This is a genomic window from Sinomonas sp. P10A9 (assembly GCF_041022165.1).
GTDB lineage: Bacteria > Actinomycetota > Actinomycetes > Actinomycetales > Micrococcaceae > Sinomonas > Sinomonas puerhi.
The window spans coordinates 3,697,688-3,724,068 of sequence record NZ_CP163302.1 but is presented as its reverse complement, the minus strand read 5'-3'; the positions used below and the strand labels follow the sequence as shown (position 1 = coordinate 3,724,068).

Below are 26,381 nucleotides of genomic sequence, written 5' to 3'. Positions count from 1 at the left end.
AAGGGGCGGCACCCACCACGGGTGCCGCCCCTTTGGCGTCTGCGGTGGTTGAGCAGAGTCTCACGCATGCGCCGGCCCGATGCTGGCGCAATTCCGCTGGAGGTGATGCGATGGGGCCGTGCAAAGTGTGTACCCGGGCGTCTTCCGACTCCAGAGCAGTTTCGGCTCGAACACCTATGTGGTGCGTGCCGGATCGAGCACTGCCGTGATCGATCCTGGGCTGGCGTTGAACGCCGGGCGCATCGTCGAGGAGTTGCGGGAGGCTGGCCTCCTTGGGTCCGTGACCCACATCCTCTTGACCCACCACGATTTTGACCACGTAGGTGCCGCGCCTCGCCTTCAGGATGAGACGGGCGCTGTGGTCAGGATCGGCGCTGCTGATGCCGAGGTGCTTGCGGGCAAGCGGACAGCAGGAACGTGGCCCCGTCAGCTCATGGCACGGGTGCCGGCCCGGCGGCTGAACGGCCCCATCCGGGGAATCGCCGGCGCCGAGGAAGTGTTCCCAGGCGTCACATCTGTTCCAACGCCCGGTCACACGGACGGGCATGTGGCCTTCCTTGCCGGCGAGGTCCTCTTCGCCGGCGACGCCATCCGTGCCAAGTCCACTCGGTCGCCGGGTGGGGCGGAGATCATCCAGTTCCGACTCTTCCCGCAGGCCCTCACGAATGATCGCGCGGAAGCGGTCCGATCGGCAGAGATCCTCCGCGGTCTTGACGCGCGGTGGCTGTGCCCCGGCCACGGTCGCGTTCGGGAGATGGCGGCGTAGGCGAGACATCGCTGCACTCGGTGAGAAGAGCGGTGGGGGTCGGGCGGCAGGGCGAGGAGAGCCCCGGGAGGGGGTCGGGCGGCAGTGCGCGGAGAGTGGCTGCCAGACATGGCGAGGGGCGGGCCCCAGTGCCGGGGCGGCGGCGACACGCCCGGGGGACGGCCGATTTGCCCAGCGCACCCCATCCCGGTAAAGTCTTCTGAGTCGCCGGGACCGCCGCGGAAACGCGGAGGGCAAGGGCGGCCAAACCCCAATCAAACCGGCCGGAAACGGAAGCGCTGACGCGTCTTCGAAAGCGGTGGGCAGGGACTTTAGAAACCGAAGCGAATTCCGATAAAGGAATTTGTGCGGGAAGAGAAGCTCTGGTAGGTTTGAGAAGTTGCTCCGCGGGGATGTGAACGGCTCGAAGTCGGGTTGGGATCGTTACGTGTGGGGGCCTGTTGTTTGAGAACTCAATAGTGTGCCAAGTTTTGTTGATGCCGTTTTTTTGGTGTCTTTTGCCCGGTGCTGTGCCGCCCCTGTGGTGTGGTGCCGGGTGTTGATGCCGGATCATTTTCTGTCGGCCTGGCTGCCTTATTTTCCTGGGGTGCCGGGTCGGCGTGTTTTTTGACGGAGAGTTTGATCCTGGCTCAGGATGAACGCTGGCGGCGTGCTTAACACATGCAAGTCGAACGATGATGCCCAGCTTGCTGGGCTGATTAGTGGCGAACGGGTGAGTAACACGTGAGCAACCTGCCCTTGACTCTGGGATAAGCCTGGGAAACTGGGTCTAATACCGGATATGACCCCTTTGCCGCATGGTGGGGGGTGGAAAGCCTTGTGCGGTCTTGGATGGGCTCGCGGCCTATCAGCTTGTTGGTGGGGTGATGGCCTACCAAGGCGACGACGGGTAGCCGGCCTGAGAGGGTGACCGGCCACACTGGGACTGAGACACGGCCCAGACTCCTACGGGAGGCAGCAGTGGGGAATATTGCACAATGGGCGGAAGCCTGATGCAGCGACGCCGCGTGGGGGATGACGGCCTTCGGGTTGTAAACCCCTTTCAGCAGGGAAGAAGCGCAAGTGACGGTACCTGCAGAAGAAGCGCCGGCTAACTACGTGCCAGCAGCCGCGGTAATACGTAGGGCGCGAGCGTTATCCGGAATTATTGGGCGTAAAGAGCTCGTAGGCGGCTTGTCGCGTCTGCTGTGAAAGCCCGGGGCTCAACCCCGGGTCTGCAGTGGGTACGGGCAGGCTGGAGTGCAGTAGGGGAGACTGGAATTCCTGGTGTAGCGGTGAAATGCGCAGATATCAGGAGGAACACCGATGGCGAAGGCAGGTCTCTGGGCTGTTACTGACGCTGAGGAGCGAAAGCATGGGGAGCGAACAGGATTAGATACCCTGGTAGTCCATGCCGTAAACGTTGGGCACTAGGTGTGGGGGCCATTCCACGGTTTCCGCGCCGCAGCTAACGCATTAAGTGCCCCGCCTGGGGAGTACGGCCGCAAGGCTAAAACTCAAAGGAATTGACGGGGGCCCGCACAAGCGGCGGAGCATGCGGATTAATTCGATGCAACGCGAAGAACCTTACCAAGGCTTGACATGTGCCGGACGGTCCCAGAGATGGGGCTTCCCTTCGGGGCCGGTTCACAGGTGGTGCATGGTTGTCGTCAGCTCGTGTCGTGAGATGTTGGGTTAAGTCCCGCAACGAGCGCAACCCTCGTTCCATGTTGCCAGCACTTCGGGTGGGGACTCATGGGAGACTGCCGGGGTCAACTCGGAGGAAGGTGGGGACGACGTCAAATCATCATGCCCCTTATGTCTTGGGCTTCACGCATGCTACAATGGCCGGTACAAAGGGTTGCGATACTGTGAGGTGGAGCCAATCCCAGAAAGCCGGTCTCAGTTCGGATTGGGGTCTGCAACTCGACCCCATGAAGTCGGAGTCGCTAGTAATCGCAGATCAGCAACGCTGCGGTGAATACGTTCCCGGGCCTTGTACACACCGCCCGTCAAGTCACGAAAGTCGGTAACACCCGAAGCCGGTGGCCCAACCCCTTGTGGGGGGGAGCCGTCGAAGGTGGGACTGGCGATTGGGACTAAGTCGTAACAAGGTAGCCGTACCGGAAGGTGCGGCTGGATCACCTCCTTTCTAAGGAGCCCCTCGCACTGTTCGGTGCCGGCCTGCATGGGCTGGTGCCGGTGGTGCCAGGCGAGAGCCCGTTTCGTGCCCGTTCGTGGTGCGGCGGGTGCTCATGGGTGGAACATCGGCAGGATTCGTGGCCCGTGCCCTGTGCGCGGTGCCCCGGGCAAGTACGCTCCGGCCCCCTCTTGGGGGGTGCTGGTGCTGGAACGCCGGGGGTGCTGTTGCGCAGGGGTGGGGTCCTTGGCACACTGTTGGGTCCTGGGACAGCAGTCCCCGCGCCCTCCTTCCCGGCCCCTGCCGTCCTCCTCCTGTCCCCCCTTGTTGTGGGGTGGCTGGTGGGGGCGGGGGTGCCGGGTGTGGGGGGTGTGTGGTGCCCGCCTTCCCCTGGCAGCCGCCTGTTCGGCGGTGTGTGGGGGTTGTGGGGGTTGTTGTTTGAGAACTGTATAGTGGACGCGAGCATCTAGCAATTTCGTCTTTCGAGACGGATTTATTTTTTTGCTGTAGGACAGCGTGCGCGCCGTTTGTGGCGTGTGTGTGTCCTTGGTTTCTTTGCGTGTTGAAGTTTCCAAGGGCGCACGGTGGATGCCTTGGCATCGGGAGCCGATGAAGGACGTGGGAATCCGCGATAGGCCTGGGGGAGTCGATAACCGGACTTTGATCCCAGGGTCTCCGAATGGGGGAACCCCGCCGCACTTGATGCGGTGACCCGCCGTTGAACGCATAGACGGTGTGGAGGGAACGCGGGGAAGTGAAACATCTCAGTACCCGCAGGAAGAGAAAACAACAGTGATTCCGTCAGTAGTGGCGAGCGAACGCGGATGGGGCCAAACCGTGCGTGTGTGATACCCGGCAGGGGTTGCGCGCATGGGGTTGTGGGGCCTTGCTTCGACTGTCTGCCGGCGGTCGGGGGTGTGGTGCAGTGGTGTAGGCGAACGGTCTTGAACGGCCGGCCGGAGAGGGTGTGAGTCCCGTAGCCGCAATGCCAGCTGCCGCCCTTGCGAGTGTCCCCAAGTAGCACGGGGCCCGAGGAATCCCGTGTGAATCTGTCAGGACCACCTGATAAGCCTGAATACTACCCGATGACCGATAGCGGACTAGTACCGTGAGGGAAAGGTGAAAAGTACCCCGGGAGGGGAGTGAAACAGTACCTGAAACCGTGCGCCTACAAACCGTCAGAGCGGGCCTGCTCCCGTGATGGCGTGCCTTTTGAAGAATGAGCCTGCGAGTCAGTGCCACGTCGCGAGGTTAACCCGTGTGGGGGAGCCGTAGCGAAAGCGAGTCTGAACAGGGCGTTCAGTGGCGTGGTCTGGACCCGAAGCGGAGTGATCTACCCATGGCCAGGTTGAAGCGACGGTAAGACGTCGTGGAGGACCGAACCCACTTCAGTTGAAAATGGAGGGGATGAGCTGTGGGTAGGGGTGAAAGGCCAATCAAACTCCGTGATAGCTGGTTCTCCCCGAAATGCATTTAGGTGCAGCGTTGCGTGTTTCTTGCCGGAGGTAGAGCTACTGGATGGCCGATGGGCCCCACAAGGTTACTGACGTCAGCCAAACTCCGAATGCCGGCAAGTGAGAGCGCAGCAGTGAGACTGCGGGGGATAAGCTTCGTAGTCGAGAGGGAAACAGCCCAGACCACCGGTTAAGGCCCCCAAGCGTGTGCTAAGTGGGAAAGGATGTGGAGTTGCGAAGACAACCAGGAGGTTGGCTTAGAAGCAGCCACCCTTGAAAGAGTGCGTAATAGCTCACTGGTCAAGTGATTCCGCGCCGACAATGTAGCGGGGCTCAAGCACACCGCCGAAGCCGTGGCAGTCCCACGATACCCAAGCCGTCATGGTTCAGGGGTGGGGCTGGGTAGGGGAGCGTCGTGCGGGCAGTGAAGCCCCGGAGTGATCCAGGGGTGGAGGCCGCACGAGTGAGAATGCAGGCATGAGTAGCGAAAGACGGGTGGGAAACCCGTCCGCCGGATGATCAAGGGTTCCAGGGTCAAGCTCATCTGCCCTGGGTAAGTCGGGACCTAAGGCGAGGCCGACAGGCGTAGTCGATGGACAACGGGTCGATATTCCCGTACCGGCGAAGGACCGCCCATGCCGGACAGCCGATGCTGACCGCCCGAGCCCCACGCCGTGCCTCCTTCGGGAGGCGCACTGTGGGGGGAGCGCGGGGACCAGAGCTGCGAGGCAAGCGTATTAACAGGTGTGACGCAGGAAGGCAGCCCGGCCAGGCGATGGTAGACCTGGTCCAAGGATGTAGGGCGCGCGGCCGGCAAATCCGCCGCGCACGAAGCCTGAGATCCGACGGGACCCCCTCACGGGGGGATCGGGTGATCCTATGCTGCCTAGAAAAGCATCGACGCGAGGTCCCAGCCGCCCGTACCCCAAACCGACACAGGTGATCAGGTAGAGAATACCAAGGCGATCGAGAGAATCACGGTCAAGGAACTCGGCAAAATGCCCCCGTAACTTCGGGAGAAGGGGGACCCGGGCCCACATCCGCACGCGCTGCGGGGAAGGGGCCTAGGTCGCAGAGACCAGGGGGAAGCGACTGTTTACTAAAAACACAGGTCCGTGCGAAGTCGCAAGACGATGTATACGGACTGACTCCTGCCCGGTGCTGGAAGGTTAAGAGGACCCGTCAGCCGCGAGGCGAAGCGGAGAATTCAAGCCCCAGTAAACGGCGGTGGTAACTATAACCATCCTAAGGTAGCGAAATTCCTTGTCGGGTAAGTTCCGACCTGCACGAATGGAGTAACGACTTCCCCGCTGTCTCGACCGTGAACTCGGCGAAATTGCACTACGAGTAAAGATGCTCGTTACGCGCAGCAGGACGGAAAGACCCCGAGACCTTCACTATAGTTTGGTATTGGTGTTCGGAGCGGCTTGTGTAGGATAGGTGGGAGACTGTGAAGGGGGCACGCCAGTGCCCGTGGAGTCATCGTTGAAATACCACTCTGGTCGCTTTGGACACCTGAACCTCGGCCCGTGATCCGGGCCAGGGACAGTGCCTGACGGGTAGTTTAACTGGGGCGGTTGCCTCCCAAAGAGTAACGGAGGCGCCCAAAGGTCCCCTCAGCCTGGTCGGCAACCAGGTGGCGAGTGCAAGTGCACAAGGGGGCTTGACTGTGAGACAGACATGTCGAGCAGGGACGAAAGTCGGGACTAGTGATCCGGCGGCACCTCGTGGAAGGGCCGTCGCTCAACGGATAAAAGGTACCTCGGGGATAACAGGCTGATCTTGCCCAAGAGTCCATATCGACGGCATGGTTTGGCACCTCGATGTCGGCTCGTCGCATCCTGGGGCTGGAGTAGGTCCCAAGGGTTGGGCTGTTCGCCCATTAAAGCGGTACGCGAGCTGGGTTTAGAACGTCGTGAGACAGTTCGGTCCCTATCCGCTGCGCGCGCAGGAGATCTGAGAAGGGCTGTCCTCAGTACGAGAGGACCGGGACGGACGAACCTCTGGTGTGCCAGTTGTACCGCCAGGTGCACGGCTGGTTGGCTACGTTCGGATGGGATAACCGCTGAAAGCATCTAAGCGGGAAGCCCGCTTCAAGATGAGATCTCCATCCACCGCAAGGTGGGAGAGGCCCCCAGCAGACCACTGGGTTGATAGGCCGGACGTGGAAGACAGGACTGAAGACTGTCGAAGCCGACCGGTACTAATAGGCCGACAACCTCAACACCACCACACCCACCACCCCCAAAAGGGCGGCCCGGGTGCGGGAACGAAACCATGCTACGCGTCCACCATACGGTCCCCAGACAACAAACCCCAGGGAACCAGCCACAGCAGAACACCACAACCGAACAACGACTCACGGAACACCGTGACCACACACTTCCCCACCCCCACACCCGGGGGCGCGCGGAGCAAGGGTTACGGCGGCCACAGCGTGGGGGAAACGCCCGGACCCATCCCGAACCCGGAAGCTAAGACCCACAGCGCCGATGGTACTGCACCCGCCAGGGTGTGGGAGAGTAGGACACCGCCGGACAACCATTCACAGTGAGGCCCCGACAACAACGTCGGGGCCCCACTGCATTTAACCGAATCCAAGTTGACCGACCTTTGGCCCTATGTTCGGGCAGTCGCCCTTCGGATACTGGGCCCATGCCGTCATCGGATTCGGTCCGCTCGGACCATCCATTGATTCTCGAGGGCCTCAGCAAGCGGTTCGGCCACACGCTCGCCCTCGATGGCGTCTCTCTGGAGATCGGGCCGGGCGAGGTGTTCGGCTATCTCGGCCCGAACGGCGCGGGGAAGACGACCACGATCCGTCTCGTGCTGGGCATGATCCGGCCCACGGCGGGAAGGGCCAGCGTCTTCGGCCTCGATACGTGGACCAGCGCAGTAGGCGTACACCGCCTGGTCGGGTATGTTCCGGGGGAGCCCTCGCTCTACCCGCGCTTGACGGGGCACGAGCACATCGCGTACCTCGGGCACCTCCGCGGCCGCGATGACCGGGCCAGAGCGAGGGCCCTGGCGGACAGGCTCGGGCTCGACCTTGACCGGAGAACCAGAACTCTCTCGCGCGGCAACCGGCAGAAGCTTGCGATCGTCCTTGCCCTCATGTCGGAACCGCGGCTCCTCGTTCTCGATGAGCCGACGAGCGGACTTGACCCCCTCGTCCAGCGCCAGTTCCACGCGCTCCTTCGTGAGCATACCGAGAGCGGGGGGAGCGTCCTCCTCTCCTCCCACATCCTCGGCGAGGTTCAACGCGTAGCCGACCGGATCGGCGTCGTGCGTGAAGGCCGCCTCGTGGCGGTTGAGCGGCTCGCCGACCTCAGTGGGAAGTCGCTGCACCATGTGCGGGCGTCGTTCGCCCACGACGTGCGCGCCGAGGAGTTTGCCGGCGTGCCCGGGGTCCGCGACGTCACCGTCGAGGGGCAGGCGCTGAGCTGCAGCGCGCCGCAGTCGGCACTCGACGAACTGCTCAGGCGGGTGACCGCCCACACTGTCATTGACTTCGAATGCGCTGAGGCCGAACTCGACGAGATGTTCCTGACCTACTACGGAGGCGAGTCCGATGCTGGCCAGCCTGCTGCTCAAAACGCTTCGTGACCAAGGGCGGGCGCTTCTGGCCTGGGGCGCTGGCCTCGTCGTGCTCATGGGCATGTACGCAGCGTTCTGGCCGAGCATCAAGGGCCAGCCGTCCATGAACGATCTGCTTGAGCAGATGCCCGAGGCTTTCCGCAATCTCTTCGCGACACAGGCCGCCGACATGTCGACCCCCACGGGCTACATCCAGATAGAACTTCTCTCCTTCATGGCCCCGATTGTGGTCCTCATGTACGCGATCGGGATGGGCGCCGGGGCGATCGCGGGCGAGGAGGAGCACCACACGCTCGAGCTGCTGATTGCCGAGCCCGTGAGCCGTGGGCGCGTGGTCCTCGAGAAGGCCGGGGCGATGGTCATCGGGACGGCTTTCCTCGCCGCTGTCGCCGGATTTGCCCTCGTCGTGGAGGGCAGCTGGGTGGATCTGGTCCTGCCCGCCGACAAGATCGCCGCAGCCATGGCTCATCTCGCGCTGCTCGGCATCGTCTTCGGGTCGCTTGCCCTCGCGCTCTCCGCGGCGACCGGGAAACCGGGTCTGAGCAAGGGTATCCCCGCAGCCCTCGCCGTCGTGGCATACCTCGTCAACGGCCTCGGGCCGGTGGTCGACTGGCTCGAACCGGCGCAGAAGTACTCGCCGTTCTACCAGTACGTGGGCCACGATCCGCTCACGAACGGACTCGACTGGCCCAGCGTGGGAATCGCCCTCGGTACGGCGGCGGTCTTGCTCGGGCTGGCCGTCGCGTGGTTCCAGCGGCGCGACACAGCACCCTAGCCCGATCGCCAGGAAAGGGCTAGGCGAACCACTCGACGACGCGTGCCAGCATCCTGCGGCCTTCGTCCTCGAACGCTGGGTCACCGACTTCGTGCGCCCATACGATCGTGCCCAGTGCCTGGAGAAGGTTGTCGAGACGCCACGACTCGGGCTCTTCGGCTGGGTCGCGGCCGTAGCCGGCATAGAACGCCGCCCGCAGCTGCGCGGCGTCGTGCGCCGGTTCGTCAGGGCGGGGCTGGAAGCAGCCATGCTCGAGCCGAACGAGATCCGTCACCCACGGCCGGTAGCCCGCTCGTCCCCAGTCGATGATGCTGATCAGGCCCTGCCCAGACGACCAGTCGCCATGCTCGATCCAGTTGCGGGGCTGGAAGTCGCCGTGGGTCGCGACGAGCAAGCGCGGCGCGGACTCATGTCCGGCGATGACACGCCCGACGGCGCGGAGCTGCTCTGCGGGGGCGAGGTCCGTCGCCCGCCCGAGGAAGTCCACGGCCTTGTTCAGAGCCGACGGATCGTAGCTGTTCGTCTGCTCGCGAGGGACGTGCACCAACGCGAGGAGTTCGCCTGCCTGGTGGAACGCCTCGGCGGAGCACGCGTGCGGGCCGCCCTCGACGAGCTGGCCGGGCAGCCAGGTCGCGGCCAGAATCCCGGCGCGCACATCGGCGTGGAGCATCCGCGGGGTCCGCGCTGGCTCGAGGTCCAGGAGTGGCCCCGTCATCTGACGGTGCGCGCGCCTCGCGCGCGATGTGGTGGGTCGCCTCCGAGGCCTTCACCGAGACGTCGCCCTGCGCGGTGGCTATCCGCAGGACATGGATGCCCTGGATGCCCCACGAATGGTCGTCCCTGAGCTCCCATTCCCCGAACCACGCGTCCACGAGGGCCAACTGGGTGGGGGGAGAGCGGCATACGCGCGGGCACCTCCCCACGCTAGCGGTCCATGGGACGACCCGCCACGGCACAATTGATACCGATACTTTCACTTTGGATGAGATGGAGTGCCCAGACGTCCAAATTCGCCAGAAAACCGCGAAAACACGCGGAAATCCGCTGGCCGAGGCCGTGATAGCTGGTAAGTTGCCGTAACAGCAGCCCTCATCGCACCCGCTGAAGGGCTGGTATGAATAACCCGAACGTCCAGGAGGACACATGGCTAAGAACCGCAGCGACCTGGTCGCAGAAGTTGCCGGCAAGACCAGCCTCAGCCAGGCTGCAGTCAACGGTGTGCTCGACGCACTGTTCGAGGTCTTCGAGGCTTCCGTTTCCAAGGGTGAGAAGGTCAGCATCCCGGGCTGGCTCGCCGTCGAGCGCACCGAGCGCGCAGCCCGCACGGGCCGCAACCCGCAGACCGGCGCCGCTATCGAGATCCCGGCCGGACACAGCGTCAAGCTGACGGCTGGCTCCAAGCTCAAGGCTGCTGCCTCCGGCAAGTAGGCCTTCCCAGACCACAGAGGGGGCAGCGGCCGCGCGCCGTTGCCCCCTCTGGCGTCTCGGGGCCTCGGGCGGCGGCGCCCGCTACGCTGTCGGTGGGGGACAATGGACTGGTGCCTCGATCTGCCTCCGTCCGTCCAGCCGCCGAGACGCCCGCCGCCGCGACAGGACAATCGGCTCTCGCGCGGGGATGGTCGGTCGCCGCGTTGGCCGCGGCGATTCTGGCTCTCGTTGCCGCGCTGCTGTTCTCGGGCGCCGCCGGGGCACGGCAGGTCCTCGATCCCGGCACGCTCGTGCGGTGGGGCCTGCCGATCGCGAAGACGGTGCTCAACCTCTCGCTGGCCCTGGTCATCGGCGGGATCACCTTCGCCGTCGTGATCCTCCCGCGGCACCCCAAACCCCAGCGTTCGCACCGCGCGGCCGACGACGTCCCCGCACGCGAGACCGACGGAGCCGATGAGCATCCCGCCTTCACCCGGGCTCTGAAGATCGCCACCGGCGGAGCCATCGCCTGGACGCTCAGCTCGATCGCCGTCCTGATCCTCACGCACTCTGACATCGTGGGGCAGCCGATCTCCGGCGGCGCCGACTACACGAAGCAGCTCGTCTTCTACATGACGAGCCTCGACGTGGGGCGGGCCTGGCTCGTCACGGTGATCATCGCGGCGGTCGTCGCGACGCTCCTCTTCGCTGTCCGGTCCCTCACAGGGCTCGCGCTCACCGGGCTCCTTGCCGTCATCGGGCTGGCGCCCATGGCCCTGATCGGACACTCGGCGAGCTCGAACGACCACGAGGGCGCCATCAACTCCCTCTTCCTTCACCTCATCGGGGCGTCGCTGTGGGTCGGGGGCATCGCGGTTCTCGCCCTGCTCGGCCGCACGCTCGCCGGCGGGAAGGGGGAACGCGGCGCTGTGCGCCTCCCCGGGGCTTCAGACGCGACCGAGACGACGCTGCGGAGGTTCTCCGCGCTCGCGCTTTTCGCCTATGTGCTCGTCGTGGCGTCCGGTGTCATCAACGCGCTCATCCGGCTGCCCCACCTGAGCGATCTGTTCACCTCCTCGTACGGGCAGATCATCCTCGCCAAGGCCACCCTCGCGATCGTGCTCGGCGGTATCGGCTTCATGCACCGGCAGTGGGTCATCCCCCAGCTGGGCCGCGGTGCGTCGGCGCGCCGCGTCCTGTGGCAGCTGATTGGCGTCGAGGCCGTAGTCATGGGCGCCGTGTCCGGGCTCGCCGTCGCACTTTCCCGGTCCGCCCCGCCGGAGCCGACCACGTACGCTGCGGACGCCTCGCCCGGGTTCATTCTCAGCGGCTACGAGCTCCCACCCGAGCTCACGGCGTCGCGCTGGATCACCGAGTGGCGCGCAGACTGGCTGTGGGTCGCGGTGGCCGTGTTCGGCGCGGCGACGTACATCCTCGGGATGGTCAAGGTGGCCCGGCGCGGCGACTCGTGGTCGTGGCTTCGGGCGCTGTCCTGGTTCACGGGTCTAGCGTTCCTGACGTATATCACGAGCGGGCCGCCCGCGGTGTACGGGCGCGTGCTCTTCTCGGCGCACATGGTGGACCACATGATGCTCACCATGGTGGCCCCGCTGTTCCTCGTGCTCGGCTCGCCCGTGACGCTCGCGCTCAAGGCCCTCGCGCCGCGCCGCGACGGCAGCCGTGGCCTGCGGGAATGGCTGCTCGTGTTCGTGCACTCGTGGTGGTCCAAGCTCGTGACCCACCCGCTCTTCGCCGCCGCGAACTTCGCCGGATCGATCGTCCTCTTCTACTACTCCGACCTGTTCGGGTACGCGATGCGTGATCACGTGGGCCACGAGCTCATGAACCTCCACTTCACGCTCACGGGGTACATCTTCGTGCTGACGATGATCGGCTCCGACCCGCTGCCGCGGCGGCTCGCCTACCCGATGCGGCTCGTGGTGCTGCTCGCGACCATGGCGTTCCACGCGTTCTTCGGCGTGGCGATCATGGGGGCCACGATCCTCTTCGAACCGACGTACTTCGGCAACCTCGGGCGCCCCTGGGGTGAGTCCGCGATCGTTGACCAGCAGACCGGCGGCGGCATCGCGTGGGGCATCGGCGAGATTCCGACCCTGTTCGTGGCCATCGGCGTGGCCATCATGTGGTCCAGATCGGACGCCCGCGAGACCCGCCGCAGCGACCGTGCGGCAGACCGGGACAACGACGCCGACCTCGTGGCCTACAACGCCATGTTCAGCCGGCTCCAGGAGCGGGACGAGACCCGGGGGCAGTAGCCGGGTCACGCGGCGTCATGCGCGGAACAAGGCCCGGGATAATGGGGTTGGCGCTAGTAGCCGCGTTTGAGACGTCCACCGAAGGAGTGCCCGTGACCGCCGAGTCAACAGAGACCTCGTCCGCTGCCGAGGCCCTTGGCGCCGATTCCGTGCGTGCTGCTCGGCGCATCCGGGCGAGCGAGCTCGGCGGCCGCGCGTGGCTCAACACCGGCGGCAAGCAGCTCGACCTCGAGGCGCTGCGGGGAAAGATCGTCCTTCTCGATTTCTGGACGTTCTGCTGCATCAACTGCCTCCACGTACTCGACGAGCTGCGCCCGCTCGAGGAGAAGTACAAGGACGTCCTCGTCACGGTGGGCGTGCACTCGCCCAAGTTCGAGCACGAGGCCGATCCGGTGGCCCTCGCGTCCGCCGTCGAGCGCTACGAGATCCACCACCCCGTCCTCGATGATCCCGAGCTCCTCACGTGGCAGGCGTACACCGCCCGCGCCTGGCCGACGCTCGTTGTCCTCGACCCCGAGGGCTACATCGTCGCCCACCTCTCCGGCGAGGGCCACGCGGGCGGCCTCGGCGTCCTCGTGGAGGAGCTCGTCGCCGAGCACGAGGCCAAGGGCACGCTGCACCGCGGCGACGGCCCGTACGTGGCTCCCGAGCCCACCGCCGGAGATTTCCGCTTCCCGGGCCAGACCGTGCCCTTGGACAGCGGCAACTACCTCGTCGTCGACACGGGCCATCACCGCCTCGTCGAGGTCCGTCCCGACCTGACGACCGTGGAGCGGGTGATCGGCTCCGGCACGAAGGGGTTCCTCGACGGCCAGGCCGAGGTCGCGCAGTTCAACGAGCCGCAGGGCGTTGCCGTGCTGCCAGCGTCGATCGCGTGGCAGACCGGGTACGAGGCCGTCGTCGCCGACACCGTGAACCACCAGCTCCGTGGCGTCACCCTCAGCTCGGGCTACGTCCAGACCGTGGCCGGCAACGGCATCCAGCGGCTCCTCGACGCCGGGCCCGCCCGCGTCGACGGCAACGGCGCCGGAACCTGGGCGAGCGCCTCCACGTCAGCTTCTGCGGACGGCTCGGCGCACGACGGCGCCCCGACGGCTTCCGGCGCGTCCGTTCACGACGTCTACGCCGGCGACGCCGAGGATATCGGCTACCTCGGCCATGGCACGAACGTCTCGCTCTCCTCGCCGTGGGACGTGGTGTGGAGCGAGAAGCTGCAGAAGGTCGTCGTCGCGATGGCCGGCACGCACCAGATCTTCACGTTCGATCCCCTCACGGGCGCGGTGGCGATCCTGGCGGGCTCGGGCCTCGAGGGCCTCCTCGACGGCCCCGGCCCGCAGTCCTGGTTCGCCCAGCCGTCCGGACTCGCGGTCGACCCCTCCGGCGACATCTGGGTCGCGGACTCCGAGACCTCCGCGCTGCGGCGCGTGAAGCTCGCGGAGGACGGCAGTGCGACGGTCGAGACCGCCGTCGGAGAAGGCCTCTTCGACTTCGGCTTCCGCGACGGCGCAGCCGCCACTGCGCGGCTCCAGCACCCGCTCGGCGTCGCGGTCCTGCCCGACGGCTCGGTGGCCATTGCGGACACGTACAACGGCGCCGTGCGCCGCTACGAGCCCTCGAGCCAGACCGTCTCGACGCTCGCACGGGGTCTCGCGGAGCCAGCCGACGTCGTCGTGGTCACCTCCACGACGGAAGGCGATGGTGAGCCGCTCCTCCTGGTGACCGAGACGAACCGCCACGAGCTCGTGCTCGTGCCGATCCCGAAGGACGCCCAGCAGGTCGATGAGGGCGAGCGCCAGACGCAGCGGCCCAAGACGGCCGTGCCGGCGGGCCCGCTCGAGCTGACGGTGCGCTTCGCGGCCCCGACAGGGCAGAAGCTCGACAACCGCTGGGGCGATCCGACGCAGCTCAAGATCTCGTCGACTCCGGCCGAGCTGCTCGTCGGCGGCACGGGAACGGCCCAGGGCCTCACGCGGACGCTTGAGCTCAATCCCGCGGTCGCCGAGGGTGTCCTGCACATCACCGCACGCGCTGCCGCGTGCGACGGCGCACCCGGCGAGGAGATCCCCGACCACGCCGCCTGCCACCTGTACCAGCAGGACTGGGGCATCCCGGTCATGCTGCAGGACGGTGCGGACGCCGCGCTCACGCTTGACCTGCGCGGCATGGACTGACAGGCTCCGCCGAGCCGGCTCACTTGAGCTGCGGCGTCACCGTGATCGCGGCGTCGCTCACGTCGAGGCGCGCGTTGAAGCTGAAGTCGACCTTCGTGTCCACCGGGGACTTGGCCCCGGTGAACAGGTCGATCGCGACTGCCTTGAGCTCGGCCTTGCCCGCGAGCGGCGCGATCGTCCAGCTGCCCTGGTAGGGCTCGACCGAGACCGTCGGGTATGCCGACACGCTCCACGCAATCGTCCCGTCCTGGATGCGTGTGTTGGTCGCGAGGGAGAACGGGCAGTTCGGCTGGAGCCGCTGCTGCTGAGTCGCGGTCCGCGCGCAGTCGTCGAGGTAGCTGTGCAGCTTCGCCTCGATGGCGCCGAGGAGCTGCGGGGTCGCCTTCGTGGCCAGGTTCAGTGGAGCCGTCGCTCCGGGACCGCTCACGACGACGGCGCGCGGCTCCGCGGCGAACTGGGCCCCGTCGAGCGAGCCCACGTACGAGCCGGGGAAGAACACGGGAAACGCATTGCGTCCTTCTGGCATGTTCACGGACATGCCGTTCATGGTGGCCCGGGTCGAATTAACCACCGTTGCGGTGAGGGTCGGGAGGCTCGTGGGGGAGATCGACCAGCGCGGGAAGAACAGCCAGTCGGTGCCCGTCCGGTCCACCGTGAACTGACTCTCGTGGGCCTCCCCCTCCACGGTGAAGCGGACCGCGACAGTTGCGTGGTCGCCGTCGGCCTTCGCCATCCCGTAGGAGATGTCCCTGATCCGGCTCATCGAGTCCTTGAGCGGGGCGCCGTCGAGGAGGGCGGGACTCCCTGAAGGGACGGTCGTGTGCAGGAGTCCGAGGGCGCGGCCGCCGTCGCCCGCCTGCAGGGCGCCGATGTACGCGCGCACGGGGTCGACGGGGCCGGCTACCGCGTTCTTGACCGCCGTGATCGCCAGGACCGAGGCGACAATGGCCAGCACGAGGGCCAGGAGCCACGCCACGGCGATGCGGCGGAGGGCGGGACTGGTCTGATGCACCCGCCCACCCTACCGGGCAGGCGCCAAGGACCCCTCAATGGGGCGCCAGAGACCCCTCAGCGGGACCCGGAGGTTGCGGGGTCTCTGGCGAGGCGTTGCGGGGTCTCTGGTCCCTCCCGGCGGCGCTTCGGCGCGGTGCCGAACACGCTGCGCATGATCTCGCGCCCGGACTGCGTGCCCATCGAGCGGACCATGGGACGGAGTCCCGTGCCGAGGGCCCCGTCGAGCGCGCCTCCGTGGTCAGCTTTGCGATGCAACGACCTCCCTGAGCCTCGTGATGGGGATGTCGGGGAACTCCGCGCGCGCCGCAGCCGGATCGAAGGATTCGTCCCCGGAGTCTTCCCACACCCCGGCGCCGGCCACGCGGGCCAGGAACGGTGAAAATGGCTTGGCCGCGACGGACATGATGCGCAGGGCCGGCGTCGGGATGCGCCGCACGGACCCGCGGCCCGCCTTGGCGATGAGCGCGTCGGCCACCTCGTTCGCCGTGAGGGTCTCGGACCCCCACTCGATGACGCGGTTCCGCAGCACGGGGTCGTTGAGCGCACGCACGACGACGGCCGCGGCGTCCCGCGCGGACGTGAACGTGACGGGGCTGGCCCCTGAGCCGAACACCGGCACTCTGCCCTTCGCCTCGAGGCCTGCGCCCATGATGGCGAGCCGCTGCTCGAGGATGGCCCCGAGCCGCACGATGGTCCAGCTCATGCCCGACCCGCGCACGGCTTCCTCGGCGGCGGCCTTGCAGCGCAGGTACTCGATGGGGGCGTCCGCCGCGGCGCCGTGCATCGACATCATGACGACGTGTTCAACCCCCGCCTCAGCAGCCGCGCGCACGAGCCGCACGGCGCCGTCGCGGTCGACGGCGCGTGGATCGGCATTGGGGATGCCGAAGCCCGACGCGGCGAAGACCACCTGGTCGCAGCCCTCGACGGCGCGCCGGCAGTCCGCTTCCGAGGCGAGGTCGCCGCGGAACAGCTCCACGGCGCCGCCTGTGTTGGTGCTGTCTGGCCCGGTCTCCCGCGGTCCGGCGCCGTGTGGCCCGCTGTCAGTCGCTGCGGCGGTGAACGGCCGGGACGCGCCGCGCGCCATCACACGGACCTGATCGCCCCTTCGGACGAGGGCGGGAACGAGTTCGCGGCCCAGATTGCCGGTGCCGCCGACGACGAGGATCACGGCCGCCCGCCTCCCGCCGGGTCGCCAGACGCGTTGCTGGCCCCGGCGTCGCTAGCCGCGGACGCACTGCCCGCAGCGGCTGTCGCTGGGATCTGGCCCACGATGGAGTGGACGTTGGCGTTGACGTCCCCGCTCTCGCGTTCGACAGGCTCGAGGTAGAAGCGGACGGCGGCGATAGCATCGGCGTCGAGCGTGAAGATCGAGACGCCGGCCAAGGCGACCGGAACGCCGTCCGGCCTCGTGCCCCGCTGGCCCCATTCGACCCAGACCATGCCGTCGGGTGCCGTGGTGGCGCGGACAACGTAGGGCTGCAAGTCTCGGAGGCCCGCAAGAATGGTCGACCAGTTCTTCCGGACCTGTTCGCGGCCCGTGAAGCTACGGTCGGGGTGGATGGGCGTCTCGTTGACGTAATCCTCGGCGAAGCAGGCGACCATGCCGCCGAGGTCGTGCTGGCTGATCGACTCGAAGAGCCGACGGACCGGGCCTGCTGGGAGTGCCTCGAAGGGGCTCTGCGCGTCCATGGTGTGCTCCTTGGTGTGCCGCGCTTGGGGTGAATCCCGGTGTGGGTACTTTGAATACAGTAAGCTGTATTCAACTGATGCTAGGAGTTTAGATCCGGTGCGGACAGCGGTCAATGGCCCAGACAAGGCCCCCCGCGCCTACGACGCGAGCGGGCGCCGTGCCCGGGCCGCGGAGTCCCGGCGCGCTGTCCTCGCGTGCGCCCGGAGCCTGTTCTTCGCGCCGGGCTTCGCGTCCACCACTGTGGCCGAGATTGCGCGCGCGGCGGGCGTTTCAGCCGAGTTCGTCTACAAGAACTTCGGGAGCAAGGCGGGCCTTGTCCGTGCGATCTGGGACCAGAGCCTCCTTGGCTCCGGAGGCGTGCCTGCCGAGCAGCGCTCCGATGCTGCTCAAGCCGAGGCCACGGATCCTGGCGCGCTCATGGAGCAGTTCGGGCGGTTTGTTGCCGAGATCAGCCCGATCGGCTCGCCCGTCGCGCTCCTGATCCGCGACGCCGCCGCGAGCGGTGACGCCGACATGGCGGCGCTGCAGCAGGAGGTGGACGCCGCGCGGTATGAACGGATGCTCCACAATGCCCGACGGGTCATCGCTCGCGGGCTTCTGCGGCCGGGACTTTCGGAAGCCGAGGCCGCGGACGTCTTCTTCATGACGACGTCCGCCGAGCTGTACGAGACGCTTGTCCTCAAGCGCGGGTGGACCCCGGAGCATTTCGGGCGCTTCGTGGCTGCGACCCTCAAGGCGAATCTGCTCTGACGTGTCAACTCAACTGGCTAGAGACCCCGCAACGTCGCGCCAGAGACCCCGCAACCGAGGGAGGTTCGGTTGAGGGGTCTCTGGCCGTCCGTTGTGGGGTCCTTGGCGGTCTACGCGGTCAGGAAGGCGGCCATGACCGCCATCGCGGGAACGGCCACGACCGTGGTGATGAGCACGGTGTCCTTCGCGACGACGATCCCGTGCTGGTAGCGCTGCGCCGCGATGTAGACGTTCTGGGCCGTGGGAAGGGCGGTGGCGACGACGGCGGCGAACAGGGCGTGCCCGTCGAGGCCGAGGGCGTAGCGTCCGAGGATGAACGCGATGAGCGGATGGACGGCGATCTTGATCACTGTTGCTATGCCTGTGTCGACGCGGCGTCCGTCGACCGCCTTGAGGGGCCGGGATCCGTGCAGCGAGATGCCGAACGCCATGAGCATGGCCGGGATCGCGGCCCCGCCGATGAGGTGGATCGGCTGCATGATGAGCTCCGGCGGCGTCCAGGCGGTGCCTGCGAGCACGAGCCCGATGAGGGAGCCGATGATGTTCGGGTTCGTCACGATCGGAAGCACGAACTGGAGGGCGCGGGCGGCACCCGGCTTCGCCGTCGCTGTCGTGCCGTCGAGCATGAGGAGGTATGCGGGCGTGAACAGCGCGAGCTGGAAGATGAGCAGCGGCGCCACGTAGCTCGCGTCCCCGAGGACGAAGACGGAGATGGGGATGCCGAGGTTCCCCGAGTTGGCCACGGCCGAGCTCATCGACGCGATGAGCGCCTCGGGAAGGGATCTGCGCCGCCACCATCGGAACACCGCGAACGAGAGGAGGCCGACCGCCGTCGAACTCACCCCGATGACGAGCAGGTGGGTCGAGAAGACGGCCGGGAGGTTGGCCTTGCTGAGCGTCTCGAGCAGGAGCGCGGGGCTCGCCACGAAGAAGGAGAGCCGGCTCAGGACGCCCTGCGCGCCGTCGCCCAACAGGCGCAGCTTGGCCATGAGCCAGCCCGCGCCGATGATCACCCAGACGACGGCGAACCCCGAGAGTACGCCTAGCACCCGATTTCCCCTAGCACTGGGCCCAGACTGCTGGAGGGCTGGAACGCGCGGGGCATGGCCTCTACCCTATGACAGGAGGCACCGAGTGAGAGCGGGTTCTGTATGCCTACGTCATCTGCCAGGCGAATCGTCGTCTTCATCCAGGAGAACCACACTACGGACAACTACTTCGGCGGCCTGCGCCCGTACGGCGTCAACGTCGCCACCGGCTGGCCCGTCCAGGCCAATCCGCCGACGTCCGACCCACGCCACGACCGCATCGCCTACGACAAGTGGCTCACGGGCCAGAACACAGCCACGCATACGCAGGTCGACACGCTCAACGTCCTCCCGTTCTACGCCTACCTCGCGCTTACGGGGGCCTTCTTCGAGAACCACTGTGCTGGCTTCGGGACCAATTCGACGCCCAATCACCTGCTTCTCGTGGGCGGCCAGAGCCCCACGCTCAAGAATCCGTCGCGGACCCAGCCGCCGCCACTGTGGGACATGCCGTCGGTGCCGGGGATGGCCGACGCCCACGGGGTCACGTGGAAGTGCTACACCGGCTCCAACGACTACCCTGCCGGCTTCTACAAGCAGCTCAAGGGCTCCAAGAACCTCGTGACCTCGGCCCACTTCCTGGCCGACGCCAAGGCCGGCACCCTCCCTCAGCTCTCCTACGTGTGGCACGACTCCCCGGAGGACGAGCACCCTCTCGCGGACGTCACGATAGGCATGAAGAAGATCTGGCAGAGCGTCGACGCCGTGGTGCAGTCCGGCGGCTGGGCGGACACCGTCTTCTTCCTCACGTGGGACGACTGGGGCGGTTGGGACGAGCACGTTGCGACCCCCAACGTCGAGCACACGGCCGACGGCGTGCAGCTCGCCTTCGGTCCGCGGGTTCCCCTTCTCGTGTTCGGCGGGAATGTGAAGCAGACCATCGACAGCCGCTGGTCCTCGCACGTCGACGTGCCCCGGACGGTCCTGCAGCTCTTGGGCCTTCCCGCACTCGGGGTTCCGCGCGCGGACGCGAGCGCGGGCCTCGCAGACGTCGTCGACCCCTCGTTGAAGCGGCCCGCGCCGCCCGCGTTCGGTGCCGCGATCACGCTGCCGCGGCCTCCCACGCCCACGCCTGCGCCGAAACCGCTCCCGCCGTCGCCCGGGCCATCGCAGCCGGTAGGCCCGATCGTGCTGCGTGACGGCACGACCCTGCCGCCGCCGAACGACGTCGTAGTGTAAGGGGCGTCCTGGTGTGAGTGGGCAGTGCCTGGGGAGGGCCGCGGTCGGACGGCCGGCGCGCTAGTTGAGGTGTGCCTGGATCGCGAACGGCGGGCGCAGCATGCCGGCGCCGTGGCCCTCGGCCGGGTCTGTGCCCAGCTGCACGATCCGGTTGCGCGCGTCGACGTGGACCACAGTGGGCACGAACTCGCGCGCCTCCTGGTCCGTCATCGATGCGTACGTGATGAGGATGACGAGGTCGCCCTCGTGGATGAGGTGCGCGGCCGCACCGTTGATGCCGATGACGCCCGAACCGCGCTCGCCCGCGATCGTGTACGTCTCGAGGCGCGCGCCGTTGGTGATGTCGACGATGGACACGAGCTCGCCGGGCATGATGTCCGCGGCCTCGAGCAGGTCAAGGTCGATCGTCACCGAGCCGACGTAGTGCAGATCAGCGTGGGTGACCGTCGCGCGGTGGATCTTGGACTTGAACATTGTGCGGTTCATCGCGGCCAATTCTACTCCACTGCCCCCTGGCGCCTCCGTGGCGTCCGTCACTTGCGGGAGAGGGGGCGGCCCATGATCGCCTCGGTGAGCGCGTCCACGGCCGCCGAGTTCGCGAGCGGATTGCGGATGAGCGTGAAGTCGACATCGCCCACGGGCGGCAGGTCGAAGCGGTGCGTGATGATGGCCAGGTCCTCGGGGACGAGCGTCGTGGGCATGACGCCGACGCCCAGGCCGGCGCGGATGGCGGCGAGGACGCCCGCGATCTGCTTCGTGCTGCACGTTACCTTCCATGTCCGCCCGCTGGCCTCGAGCGCCTGGATCGCGAGGTTCCGGGACAGGCTCGGCGCGGGGTAGACCACGAGCGGAACCGGTCCGGCTGGGTCAAGGGCCGTCTGCTCGACGCCCACCCACGAGAACACGTCGTGCCGCACCACGGTGCCTTCCTGCGCGCCCGCGACCCACTTGATGAAGACGAGGTCGAGCTGGCCAGCCTTGAGGCGGCGGTACAGGTCGTCGCTCTGGCTCACGGTGAGCTCGAGGTTGAGCTGGGGATACGCCCGGCGGAACTCGCGCAGGATCCTCGGCAGGCCCGTGATCGCCAGATCGTCCGCGGTGCCGAAGCGCAGGCGGCCGCGCATGGCCTCACCGCGGAAGTAGCGGGCGGCGTCGTCGTGCGCGGCGAGGATGGTGCGCGCGAAGCCCGCCATCGCGTCTCCGTTGTCCGTGAGCCGCACGCCATGCGTGTCGCGGACCAACAGGAGGCGGCCAGCCGACTTCTCGAGCTTGGAGACATGCTGGCTCACCGTCGGCTGCGCGAGCCCGAGGCGCTCGGCGGCGAGCGTGAAGGAAAGGTTCTCGGCCACGGCGAGGAAGCTGCGCAGGTGGGACGGGTCGAAGAGAGTCGCTGCCACGTCGCCATGGTGCTCCATCGCATTGTGAAGCGCAATAGCAGTTAGAGCGAAAATAACCTTCCGCAATTGATTGCCCCTGCATACGGTTGAAGGAGTCGATCGACACCGGCAACCCGAACGAAACCAGTGACTACACAGGACATCCCCGTGACTACGCCCAGCTCCGCCCTGCCCGCAACCGCCTCACCAGCCCCGGCCGCCCTCCCGCGCACCATCGCCCCGCCCACCGGACCACTCGGCGTCGTGCATGAACGCCTCCCGTGGCGGCATACCTTCATCTCGCTCACCGTTCCCAACTTCAGGATGTTCACTGCCGCGCACTTCGTGGCCGTCGTCGCGCTGTGGATGCAGCGCATCGCCCAGGACTGGCTCGTCCTCGAGCTCACCGGGTCCGTCACCGCAGTAGGCGTGACCGTGGCGCTCCAGTTCACGCCCGTGCTGCTGCTCGGCCCGTGGGGCGGCCTCTTCGCCGATCGCTTCTCGAAGCGCCGGCTCCTGCAGGTCTGCGCGATCGGCGCCGGCACGTGCGCCGCTGCCCTCGGGGCCCTTACCCTCACCGGCGCACTGGCCGTGTGGAACGTCTACGCGATCGCGCTCGTGCTCGGGCTCGTCACCGTGCTCGACCAGCCCGCGCGGCAGGTGTTCGTCAACGAGCTCGTCGGCCCGACCTACCTCCGCAACGCGATCAGCGTGAACTCGACGACGTTCCAGCTCGGCGCGCTCATCGGTCCTGCCGTGGCCGGATGGCTCCTGACGGCTGTGGGCGGTGGATGGGCGTTCGTGGTCAACGCGTTCGCATGCTGCGTCACCGCCGTCATGCTCTCGCTCCTGCGCCGGGACGAGCTCGTGGTTGCCACCCCGACGCCCGCCTCCCGCGGGATGCTCCGCGAGGCCGTCGCCTACGCGTGGGCCAAGCCGACCATCCGCTGGCCGTGGGTGATGGCCGGCGTCGTCTCCCTCTTCGCGATGAGCCTGCCCGTGCTGCTCGCCGCCTACGCCGACCACGTGTTCTCGGTGGGCGCGGGCGGGTACGGCCTGCTCAACACCATGGTTGCTGTTGGGGCGCTGTCGGGGGCCATCGCCTCCGCACGGCGGGTGAGGCTGCGGCTGCGGACGGTGGTGCTTGGCGCCGGGCTCTATGGGGCGATGCTTGCCGTCGCCGCGTTCGCGCCGTCGATGCCGCTGTTCTGCGCCCTGGTGGCCGTGTCCGGGTTCTGCGCCCTCACATTCCTGACCTCCGCCAATCAACTCGTCCAGACAAGTGCCAACATGGGCATCCGCGGCCGGGTCATGAGCCTCTACACCATGGTGCTCATCGGCGGCCAGGCGCTCGGCGGGCCCATGCTCGGCTGGCTCGCCGAACACCTCGGGGCGCACGCGGCCATGCTCGTCTCCGGCAGTGTCCCCGCGCTCGCGGCTGGCGTTCTCGCCCTGTCGCTGAGGAGGCGGGTGGTGGCCTGACGCGCTCGGGCCGGAGTGCGCCGTCGTGCTTGTGGGGTCTCTGGCGAGGGTGTGTGGGGTCTCTGGCGCACCCTTGTGGGGTCTCTGGCGGGCCCGTTGACCCGGGTGGGACCCCTCATTGGGGTGCCAGTGACCCCTCAACGGCAGGGGTGGGGTGGGGGTCAGTTCCAGGTGTAGAAGCCTTTGCCGGTCTTGCGGCCGAGTTCGCCGTTGGCGACCTTGTCGCGCAGGATCTGTGGGGGGGCGAACCGGTCGCCGAGGGTGGAGTGGAGGTATTCGGCGATGCCGAGGCGGACGTCGAGTCCGACGATGTCGGTGGTCTTCAGCGGCCCGGTGGGGTGCTTGTAGCCCAGGACCATGGCGTTGTCGATGTCCTCCGCACTGGCGACGCCCTCCTGGACCATGCGCATGGCCTCCAGGGCGATGGCGACGCCGAGGCGGGAGGAGGCGAAGCCGGGGGCGTCGCGGACGACGACGGCGGTCTTGCCGAGCGCCTCGGTCCAGGCCTTCGCCGCGGCGGCCAGCTCCGGGGAGGTCTTCTCCGCCACGACGACCTCGATGAGGGTCGAGGCCGGGACGGGGTTGAAGAAGTGCAGGCCCAGGAACCGCTCCGGCCGGGCCAGGGACTCCGCCAGCTTGGACACCGACAGGGAGGACGTGTTCGTGGCCAGGAACGCCCCCGCGCCCAGCACCGCCTCGACGCCGGTCAGCGCGGTCCGCTTGAGCTCGGGGTCCTCGGGGACGGCCTCGACGACCAGGTCGCGGTCGGCGAACGCGGCATAGTCCAGCGAAGTGCTGAACGACTCCAGGATCTCGTCCAGATTGCCGTCCACTGCGCCGCGCTCGATGCTCTTCGCGACGGAGGACTCGACCCGCTCCCGCGCGCCCTCCTCGGCCTGCTCGTCGCGCTCGACCACGACCACCTCCGCGCCCTTCATCAGGAACGCGTGCGCGATGCCGGCGCCCATCCTGCCGCCGCCCAGGACCCCGACCTTCGCAGGAAGGCCTTCGGCCAGGTTGATCTTTCCCATCACTTCGTCTTCTTTCGGTCGAGGAATGCCTGCATGCGGTCGAACTTGGCCTGGGACTCGAAGAGCATGCCCTGGGCGAGGGTGTCGATGAGGGGGTGGACCTCCCGCGGGGTGTGGAACACGGCCTTGGAGATCCGCACCGCGAGGGGGTCCTGCGCACCGATGCGGTCCGCCAGCGCCTGCGCCGCATCCAGCAGGGCCTCGGGCTCGACGAGTTCGGTGACCAGGCCCGCCGCGAGGCACTGCTCCCCGGTGAGGACCTTGCCCGCGAGGAGGACCTCCTTCGCGAGGGGTTCGCCGACGAGCTCGCGGAGGCGCCAGGTGGCCCCGGCCGCGGCCATGATCCCCAGCCCGGTCTCGGGGTTCCCGACCCGCAGCGACTGGGTGCCGATGCGGAAGTCCGCGGCGTAGGCCAGCTCCGCCCCGCCGCCGAGGGCGTACCCCTCCAGGGCGGCGATGACGGGCATCGGGAGCTTCGCGATGCGGTCGAAGACGGCCGAGTTGATCCCGGCCAGGGCGTCGTCGCGGCGCCGCTCGCGCAGCTGGGCGATGTCCGCCCCCGACGCGAAGACCCCCTTCCCCCCCGGGGCCACGGAGGCGGGGGTGCCGGAGAGGATCAGGACCTTCGGATGCGCCTCGAGGTGCGCGCACACGGCGTGCAGCTCGTCCACCATCGTCGCATCGATCGCGTTCCGCACCGCCGGGCGGTGCAGCCGCACATGCACCCGGTCGGCCCGCTCCTGAACCACGAGCGTGCTGAACCCGGACGCGTCCAGGCGGGCCCCGCCCTCCTGCGCGGGGCTTGCGCCCTCCTGGGGCGAGCTGGCGGACGACGCCGCCCCCTCGCCCCCCGCCGCAGTCAGCCCGCTCGACGCGGTGCCCGGCCCCGCCGTGCGGCCCTGCGCGCCGATGCCCACGGTGGCCTCGGCTGGAGTCGTGTTCGCCTGGGCCATCTAGACCCCCTCGATGAGGAGGGCGGTGCCCTGGCCGACGCCGACGCACATCGTGGCGAGGCCGAGCTTGCGGCCGTCGCCGGTGAGTTCGCGGTCCATGCGGCCCAGCAGCGTCACGACGAGGCGGGACCCGGAGGAGCCCAGCGGGTGGCCCAGGGAGATCGCGCCGCCGTCGCGGTTGACGGTGTCCTGGTCGAGCTTGAGCTCGCGCATCACGGCCAGGGACTGGGAGGCGAAGGCCTCGTTGAGCTCCACCGCGCCCAGGTCCGCGACCGAGAGGCCCTGGCGGTCCAGGACCTTGCGGGTGGCCGGGACCGGGCCGATCCCCATGACCTCCGGGGCGACACCGGCGGAAGCCCCGTCCAGGATCCTAGCCCGCGGGGTGAGGCCGAAGCGCTCGATGGCGGCCTCGGAGGCGACCACGATCGCCGAGGCGCCGTCGTTCAGGGTCGAGGCGTTGCCCGCGGTGACCACGGAGCCGCCGGCCACCACGGGGCGGAGCTTGGCGAGGACGTCCATCGTGGTGCCGGGGCGGGGGCCCTCGTCGGTGTCCACGACGGTCTGGGCGCCCTTGCGGCCCGTGACGGTGACCGGGACGATCTCCTGCGCGAAGCGGCCTGCCTGAATCGCGGCCAGTGCCTTCTCGTGGGAGCGGACGGCGAACGCGTCGCAGTCCTCACGCGAGGTGCCGTAGACGCGGGCGACCTCCTCCGCGGTCTCGGGCATCGAGTAGGACGCCTTCCCGTCCCGGGAGAGCTCCCCGGAGAGGAAGGCCGGGTTGGTGAACCGCCAGCCGATCGAGGTGTCGAACACCGCACCGGGCTTGGCGAAGGCCGTGCCGGGCTTCTCCATCACCCACGGCGCGCGGGACATGGACTCGACCCCGCCGGCGACGACGAGGTCCGCGGCGCCGGCCTTGACCATATGGGAGGCCATGATGATCGCGGACAGGCCCGAGGCGCACAGCCGGTTCACCGTGATCCCCGGCACGCTGTCGGGGTAGCCGGCCAGCAGCCACGCCATCCGGGCCACGTTCCGGTTCTCCTCGCCCGCACCGTTGGCGTTGCCCAGGATCACCTCGTCCACCAGGGCCGGGTCAATCCCGGCCCGCTCCACGGCCGCCCGCACCGTCAGGGCGGCCAGGTCATCCGGACGCACCCCCGAGAGCGCACCCCCGTACCGCCCCACCGGGGTCCGCGCCCCGCCCACCAGAAACGCCTCAGCCATGTTCTCCTTCTTCCTTGCAGACA

20 protein-coding genes and 3 rRNA genes are annotated in these 26,381 nt (G+C 67.7%); 12 read left to right on the top strand and 11 right to left on the bottom strand.

All coding sequences use genetic code 11. The features are described 5' to 3' along the window. Positions 1-118 precede the first annotated feature (118 nt). The 6 genes from AB5L97_RS17065 (at position 119) to AB5L97_RS17040 (ending at position 8,711) form a co-directional block, all read left to right on the top strand. Complete coding sequence (locus AB5L97_RS17065; protein ID WP_369045553.1) at positions 119-766, top strand: MBL fold metallo-hydrolase; 648 nt, start codon at positions 119-121, stop codon at positions 764-766. Between the two features lie 606 nt (positions 767-1,372). After that, positions 1,373-2,897, top strand: a 16S ribosomal RNA gene (locus AB5L97_RS17060). A 549-nt stretch (positions 2,898-3,446) separates the two neighbouring features. Then, positions 3,447-6,566 (top strand): 23S ribosomal RNA (locus AB5L97_RS17055). 195 nt (positions 6,567-6,761) lie between these two features. Continuing rightward, positions 6,762-6,878 (top strand): 5S ribosomal RNA (gene rrf / locus AB5L97_RS17050). The 16S, 23S and 5S rRNA genes sit together here, the layout of an rRNA operon. Positions 6,879-6,994: 116 nt before the next feature. Next, positions 6,995-7,945 (top strand): ABC transporter ATP-binding protein, encoded by a 951-nt coding sequence (locus tag AB5L97_RS17045; RefSeq protein ID WP_369045552.1) that lies wholly within the window; start codon positions 6,995-6,997, stop codon positions 7,943-7,945. Beyond that, on the top strand, positions 7,911-8,711 hold the full coding sequence (locus AB5L97_RS17040) for an ABC transporter permease subunit (protein ID WP_369045551.1): 801 nt from the start codon (positions 7,911-7,913) through the stop codon (positions 8,709-8,711). Before AB5L97_RS17045 ends, AB5L97_RS17040 begins: the two co-directional genes overlap by 35 nt. Positions 8,712-8,730: 19 nt before the next feature. Here AB5L97_RS17040 and AB5L97_RS17035 read toward each other — a convergent pair whose 3' ends face one another. Then, positions 8,731-9,426: a phosphotransferase family protein gene (locus AB5L97_RS17035; RefSeq protein WP_369045550.1), complete on the bottom strand. Its 696-nt coding sequence runs from the start codon at positions 9,424-9,426 to the stop codon at positions 8,731-8,733. A gap of 428 nt (positions 9,427-9,854) precedes the next feature. Here AB5L97_RS17035 and AB5L97_RS17030 point away from each other — a divergent pair, with 428 nt between their 5' ends. From AB5L97_RS17030 to AB5L97_RS17020, 3 genes are all read left to right on the top strand, one after another. Beyond that, entirely contained in the window at positions 9,855-10,139 is a 285-nt protein-coding gene (locus AB5L97_RS17030) for an HU family DNA-binding protein (protein ID WP_307958590.1), read from the top strand. Between the two features lie 110 nt (positions 10,140-10,249). Next, positions 10,250-12,394: a cytochrome c oxidase assembly protein gene (locus AB5L97_RS17025; RefSeq protein ID WP_369045549.1), complete on the top strand. Its 2,145-nt coding sequence runs from the start codon at positions 10,250-10,252 to the stop codon at positions 12,392-12,394. 41 nt (positions 12,395-12,435) lie between these two features. Continuing rightward, on the top strand, positions 12,436-14,565 hold the full coding sequence (locus AB5L97_RS17020) for an NHL domain-containing thioredoxin family protein (protein ID WP_369045548.1): 2,130 nt from the start codon (positions 12,436-12,438) through the stop codon (positions 14,563-14,565). Positions 14,566-14,584: 19 nt separating this feature from the next. Here the strand turns inward: AB5L97_RS17020 and AB5L97_RS17015 are convergent, their stop codons facing one another. Genes AB5L97_RS17015 through AB5L97_RS17000 form a run of 4 tightly spaced genes read right to left on the bottom strand, consistent with a single transcriptional unit; the run spans position 14,585 to position 17,271 of the window. Beyond that, complete coding sequence (locus AB5L97_RS17015) at positions 14,585-15,577, bottom strand: hypothetical protein (RefSeq protein WP_369045547.1); 993 nt, start codon at positions 15,575-15,577, stop codon at positions 14,585-14,587. A 56-nt stretch (positions 15,578-15,633) separates the two neighbouring features. Next, positions 15,634-15,834 (bottom strand): hypothetical protein, encoded by a 201-nt coding sequence (locus AB5L97_RS17010; RefSeq protein ID WP_369047501.1) that lies wholly within the window; start codon positions 15,832-15,834, stop codon positions 15,634-15,636. Beyond that, the gene (locus tag AB5L97_RS17005) at positions 15,818-16,750 is read right to left on the bottom strand and encodes an SDR family oxidoreductase (RefSeq protein WP_369045546.1); all 933 of its coding nucleotides are present in this window, start codon (positions 16,748-16,750) and stop codon (positions 15,818-15,820) included. The genes AB5L97_RS17010 and AB5L97_RS17005 overlap by 17 nt, the downstream gene beginning before the upstream one ends. After that, positions 16,747-17,271: a nuclear transport factor 2 family protein gene (locus AB5L97_RS17000; protein ID WP_369045545.1), complete on the bottom strand. Its 525-nt coding sequence runs from the start codon at positions 17,269-17,271 to the stop codon at positions 16,747-16,749. The genes AB5L97_RS17005 and AB5L97_RS17000 overlap by 4 nt, the downstream gene beginning before the upstream one ends. A gap of 97 nt (positions 17,272-17,368) precedes the next feature. Here AB5L97_RS17000 and AB5L97_RS16995 point away from each other — a divergent pair, with 97 nt between their 5' ends. Further along, positions 17,369-18,022 (top strand): TetR/AcrR family transcriptional regulator, encoded by a 654-nt coding sequence (locus AB5L97_RS16995; RefSeq protein WP_369045544.1) that lies wholly within the window; start codon positions 17,369-17,371, stop codon positions 18,020-18,022. A gap of 110 nt (positions 18,023-18,132) precedes the next feature. On the opposite strand, the gene AB5L97_RS16990 is transcribed toward AB5L97_RS16995, so the two are convergent. Then, on the bottom strand, positions 18,133-19,071 hold the full coding sequence (locus tag AB5L97_RS16990) for an AEC family transporter (protein WP_307958584.1): 939 nt from the start codon (positions 19,069-19,071) through the stop codon (positions 18,133-18,135). Between the two features lie 102 nt (positions 19,072-19,173). Between AB5L97_RS16990 and AB5L97_RS16985 the strand changes: the two genes are divergently transcribed. After that, entirely contained in the window at positions 19,174-20,289 is a 1,116-nt protein-coding gene (locus AB5L97_RS16985; protein ID WP_369045543.1) for an alkaline phosphatase family protein, read from the top strand. Between the two features lie 60 nt (positions 20,290-20,349). Here the strand turns inward: AB5L97_RS16985 and panD are convergent, their stop codons facing one another. Beyond that, a complete protein-coding gene (gene panD, locus AB5L97_RS16980; protein WP_369045542.1) occupies positions 20,350-20,775 on the bottom strand; it encodes an aspartate 1-decarboxylase in 426 nt (141 codons plus the stop codon). Positions 20,776-20,822: 47 nt separating this feature from the next. Next, entirely contained in the window at positions 20,823-21,686 is an 864-nt protein-coding gene (locus tag AB5L97_RS16975; protein WP_307958580.1) for a LysR family transcriptional regulator, read from the bottom strand. A gap of 147 nt (positions 21,687-21,833) precedes the next feature. On the opposite strand from AB5L97_RS16975, the gene AB5L97_RS16970 reads away from it, so the two are divergent. After that, a complete protein-coding gene (locus tag AB5L97_RS16970; RefSeq protein WP_423246800.1) occupies positions 21,834-23,147 on the top strand; it encodes an MFS transporter in 1,314 nt (437 codons plus the stop codon). A gap of 161 nt (positions 23,148-23,308) precedes the next feature. Here the strand turns inward: AB5L97_RS16970 and AB5L97_RS16965 are convergent, their stop codons facing one another. The 3 genes from AB5L97_RS16965 to AB5L97_RS16955 are packed head-to-tail and all read right to left on the bottom strand — an operon-like array spanning position 23,309 to position 26,358. Next, positions 23,309-24,178 carry a 3-hydroxyacyl-CoA dehydrogenase family protein gene (locus AB5L97_RS16965; protein WP_369045541.1) on the bottom strand — a complete coding sequence of 290 codons (870 nt, stop codon included), beginning with the start codon at positions 24,176-24,178 and terminating at the stop codon, positions 23,309-23,311. After that, the gene (locus AB5L97_RS16960) at positions 24,178-25,131 is read right to left on the bottom strand and encodes an enoyl-CoA hydratase/isomerase family protein (RefSeq protein WP_369045540.1); all 954 of its coding nucleotides are present in this window, start codon (positions 25,129-25,131) and stop codon (positions 24,178-24,180) included. Before AB5L97_RS16960 ends, AB5L97_RS16965 begins: the two co-directional genes overlap by 1 nt. Then, positions 25,132-26,358: an acetyl-CoA C-acyltransferase gene (locus AB5L97_RS16955; protein WP_369045539.1), complete on the bottom strand. Its 1,227-nt coding sequence runs from the start codon at positions 26,356-26,358 to the stop codon at positions 25,132-25,134. Positions 26,359-26,381 lie beyond the last annotated feature (23 nt).

Excerpts from the sequence above, each read along its gene's own strand:
- AB5L97_RS17020 (WP_369045548.1), top strand. The coding sequence starts at position 12,436 with ATGGGGTTGGCGCTAGTAGCCGCGTTTGAGACGTCCACCGAAGGAGTG.
- AB5L97_RS16965 (WP_369045541.1), bottom strand. The coding sequence starts at position 24,178 with ATGGGAAAGATCAACCTGGCCGAAGGCCTTCCTGCGAAGGTCGGGGTC.
- AB5L97_RS17000 (WP_369045545.1), bottom strand. The coding sequence starts at position 17,271 with ATGGACGCGCAGAGCCCCTTCGAGGCACTCCCAGCAGGCCCGGTCCGT.
- AB5L97_RS16955 (WP_369045539.1), bottom strand. The coding sequence starts at position 26,358 with ATGGCTGAGGCGTTTCTGGTGGGCGGGGCGCGGACCCCGGTGGGGCGG.
- AB5L97_RS16985 (WP_369045543.1), top strand. The coding sequence starts at position 19,174 with ATGCCTACGTCATCTGCCAGGCGAATCGTCGTCTTCATCCAGGAGAAC.
- AB5L97_RS17045 (WP_369045552.1), top strand. The coding sequence starts at position 6,995 with ATGCCGTCATCGGATTCGGTCCGCTCGGACCATCCATTGATTCTCGAG.
- AB5L97_RS17035 (WP_369045550.1), bottom strand. The coding sequence starts at position 9,426 with ATGACGGGGCCACTCCTGGACCTCGAGCCAGCGCGGACCCCGCGGATG.
- AB5L97_RS17040 (WP_369045551.1), top strand. The coding sequence starts at position 7,911 with ATGCTGGCCAGCCTGCTGCTCAAAACGCTTCGTGACCAAGGGCGGGCG.
- AB5L97_RS16960 (WP_369045540.1), bottom strand. The coding sequence starts at position 25,131 with ATGGCCCAGGCGAACACGACTCCAGCCGAGGCCACCGTGGGCATCGGC.
- panD (WP_369045542.1), bottom strand. The coding sequence starts at position 20,775 with ATGAACCGCACAATGTTCAAGTCCAAGATCCACCGCGCGACGGTCACC.
- AB5L97_RS17030 (WP_307958590.1), top strand. The coding sequence starts at position 9,855 with ATGGCTAAGAACCGCAGCGACCTGGTCGCAGAAGTTGCCGGCAAGACC.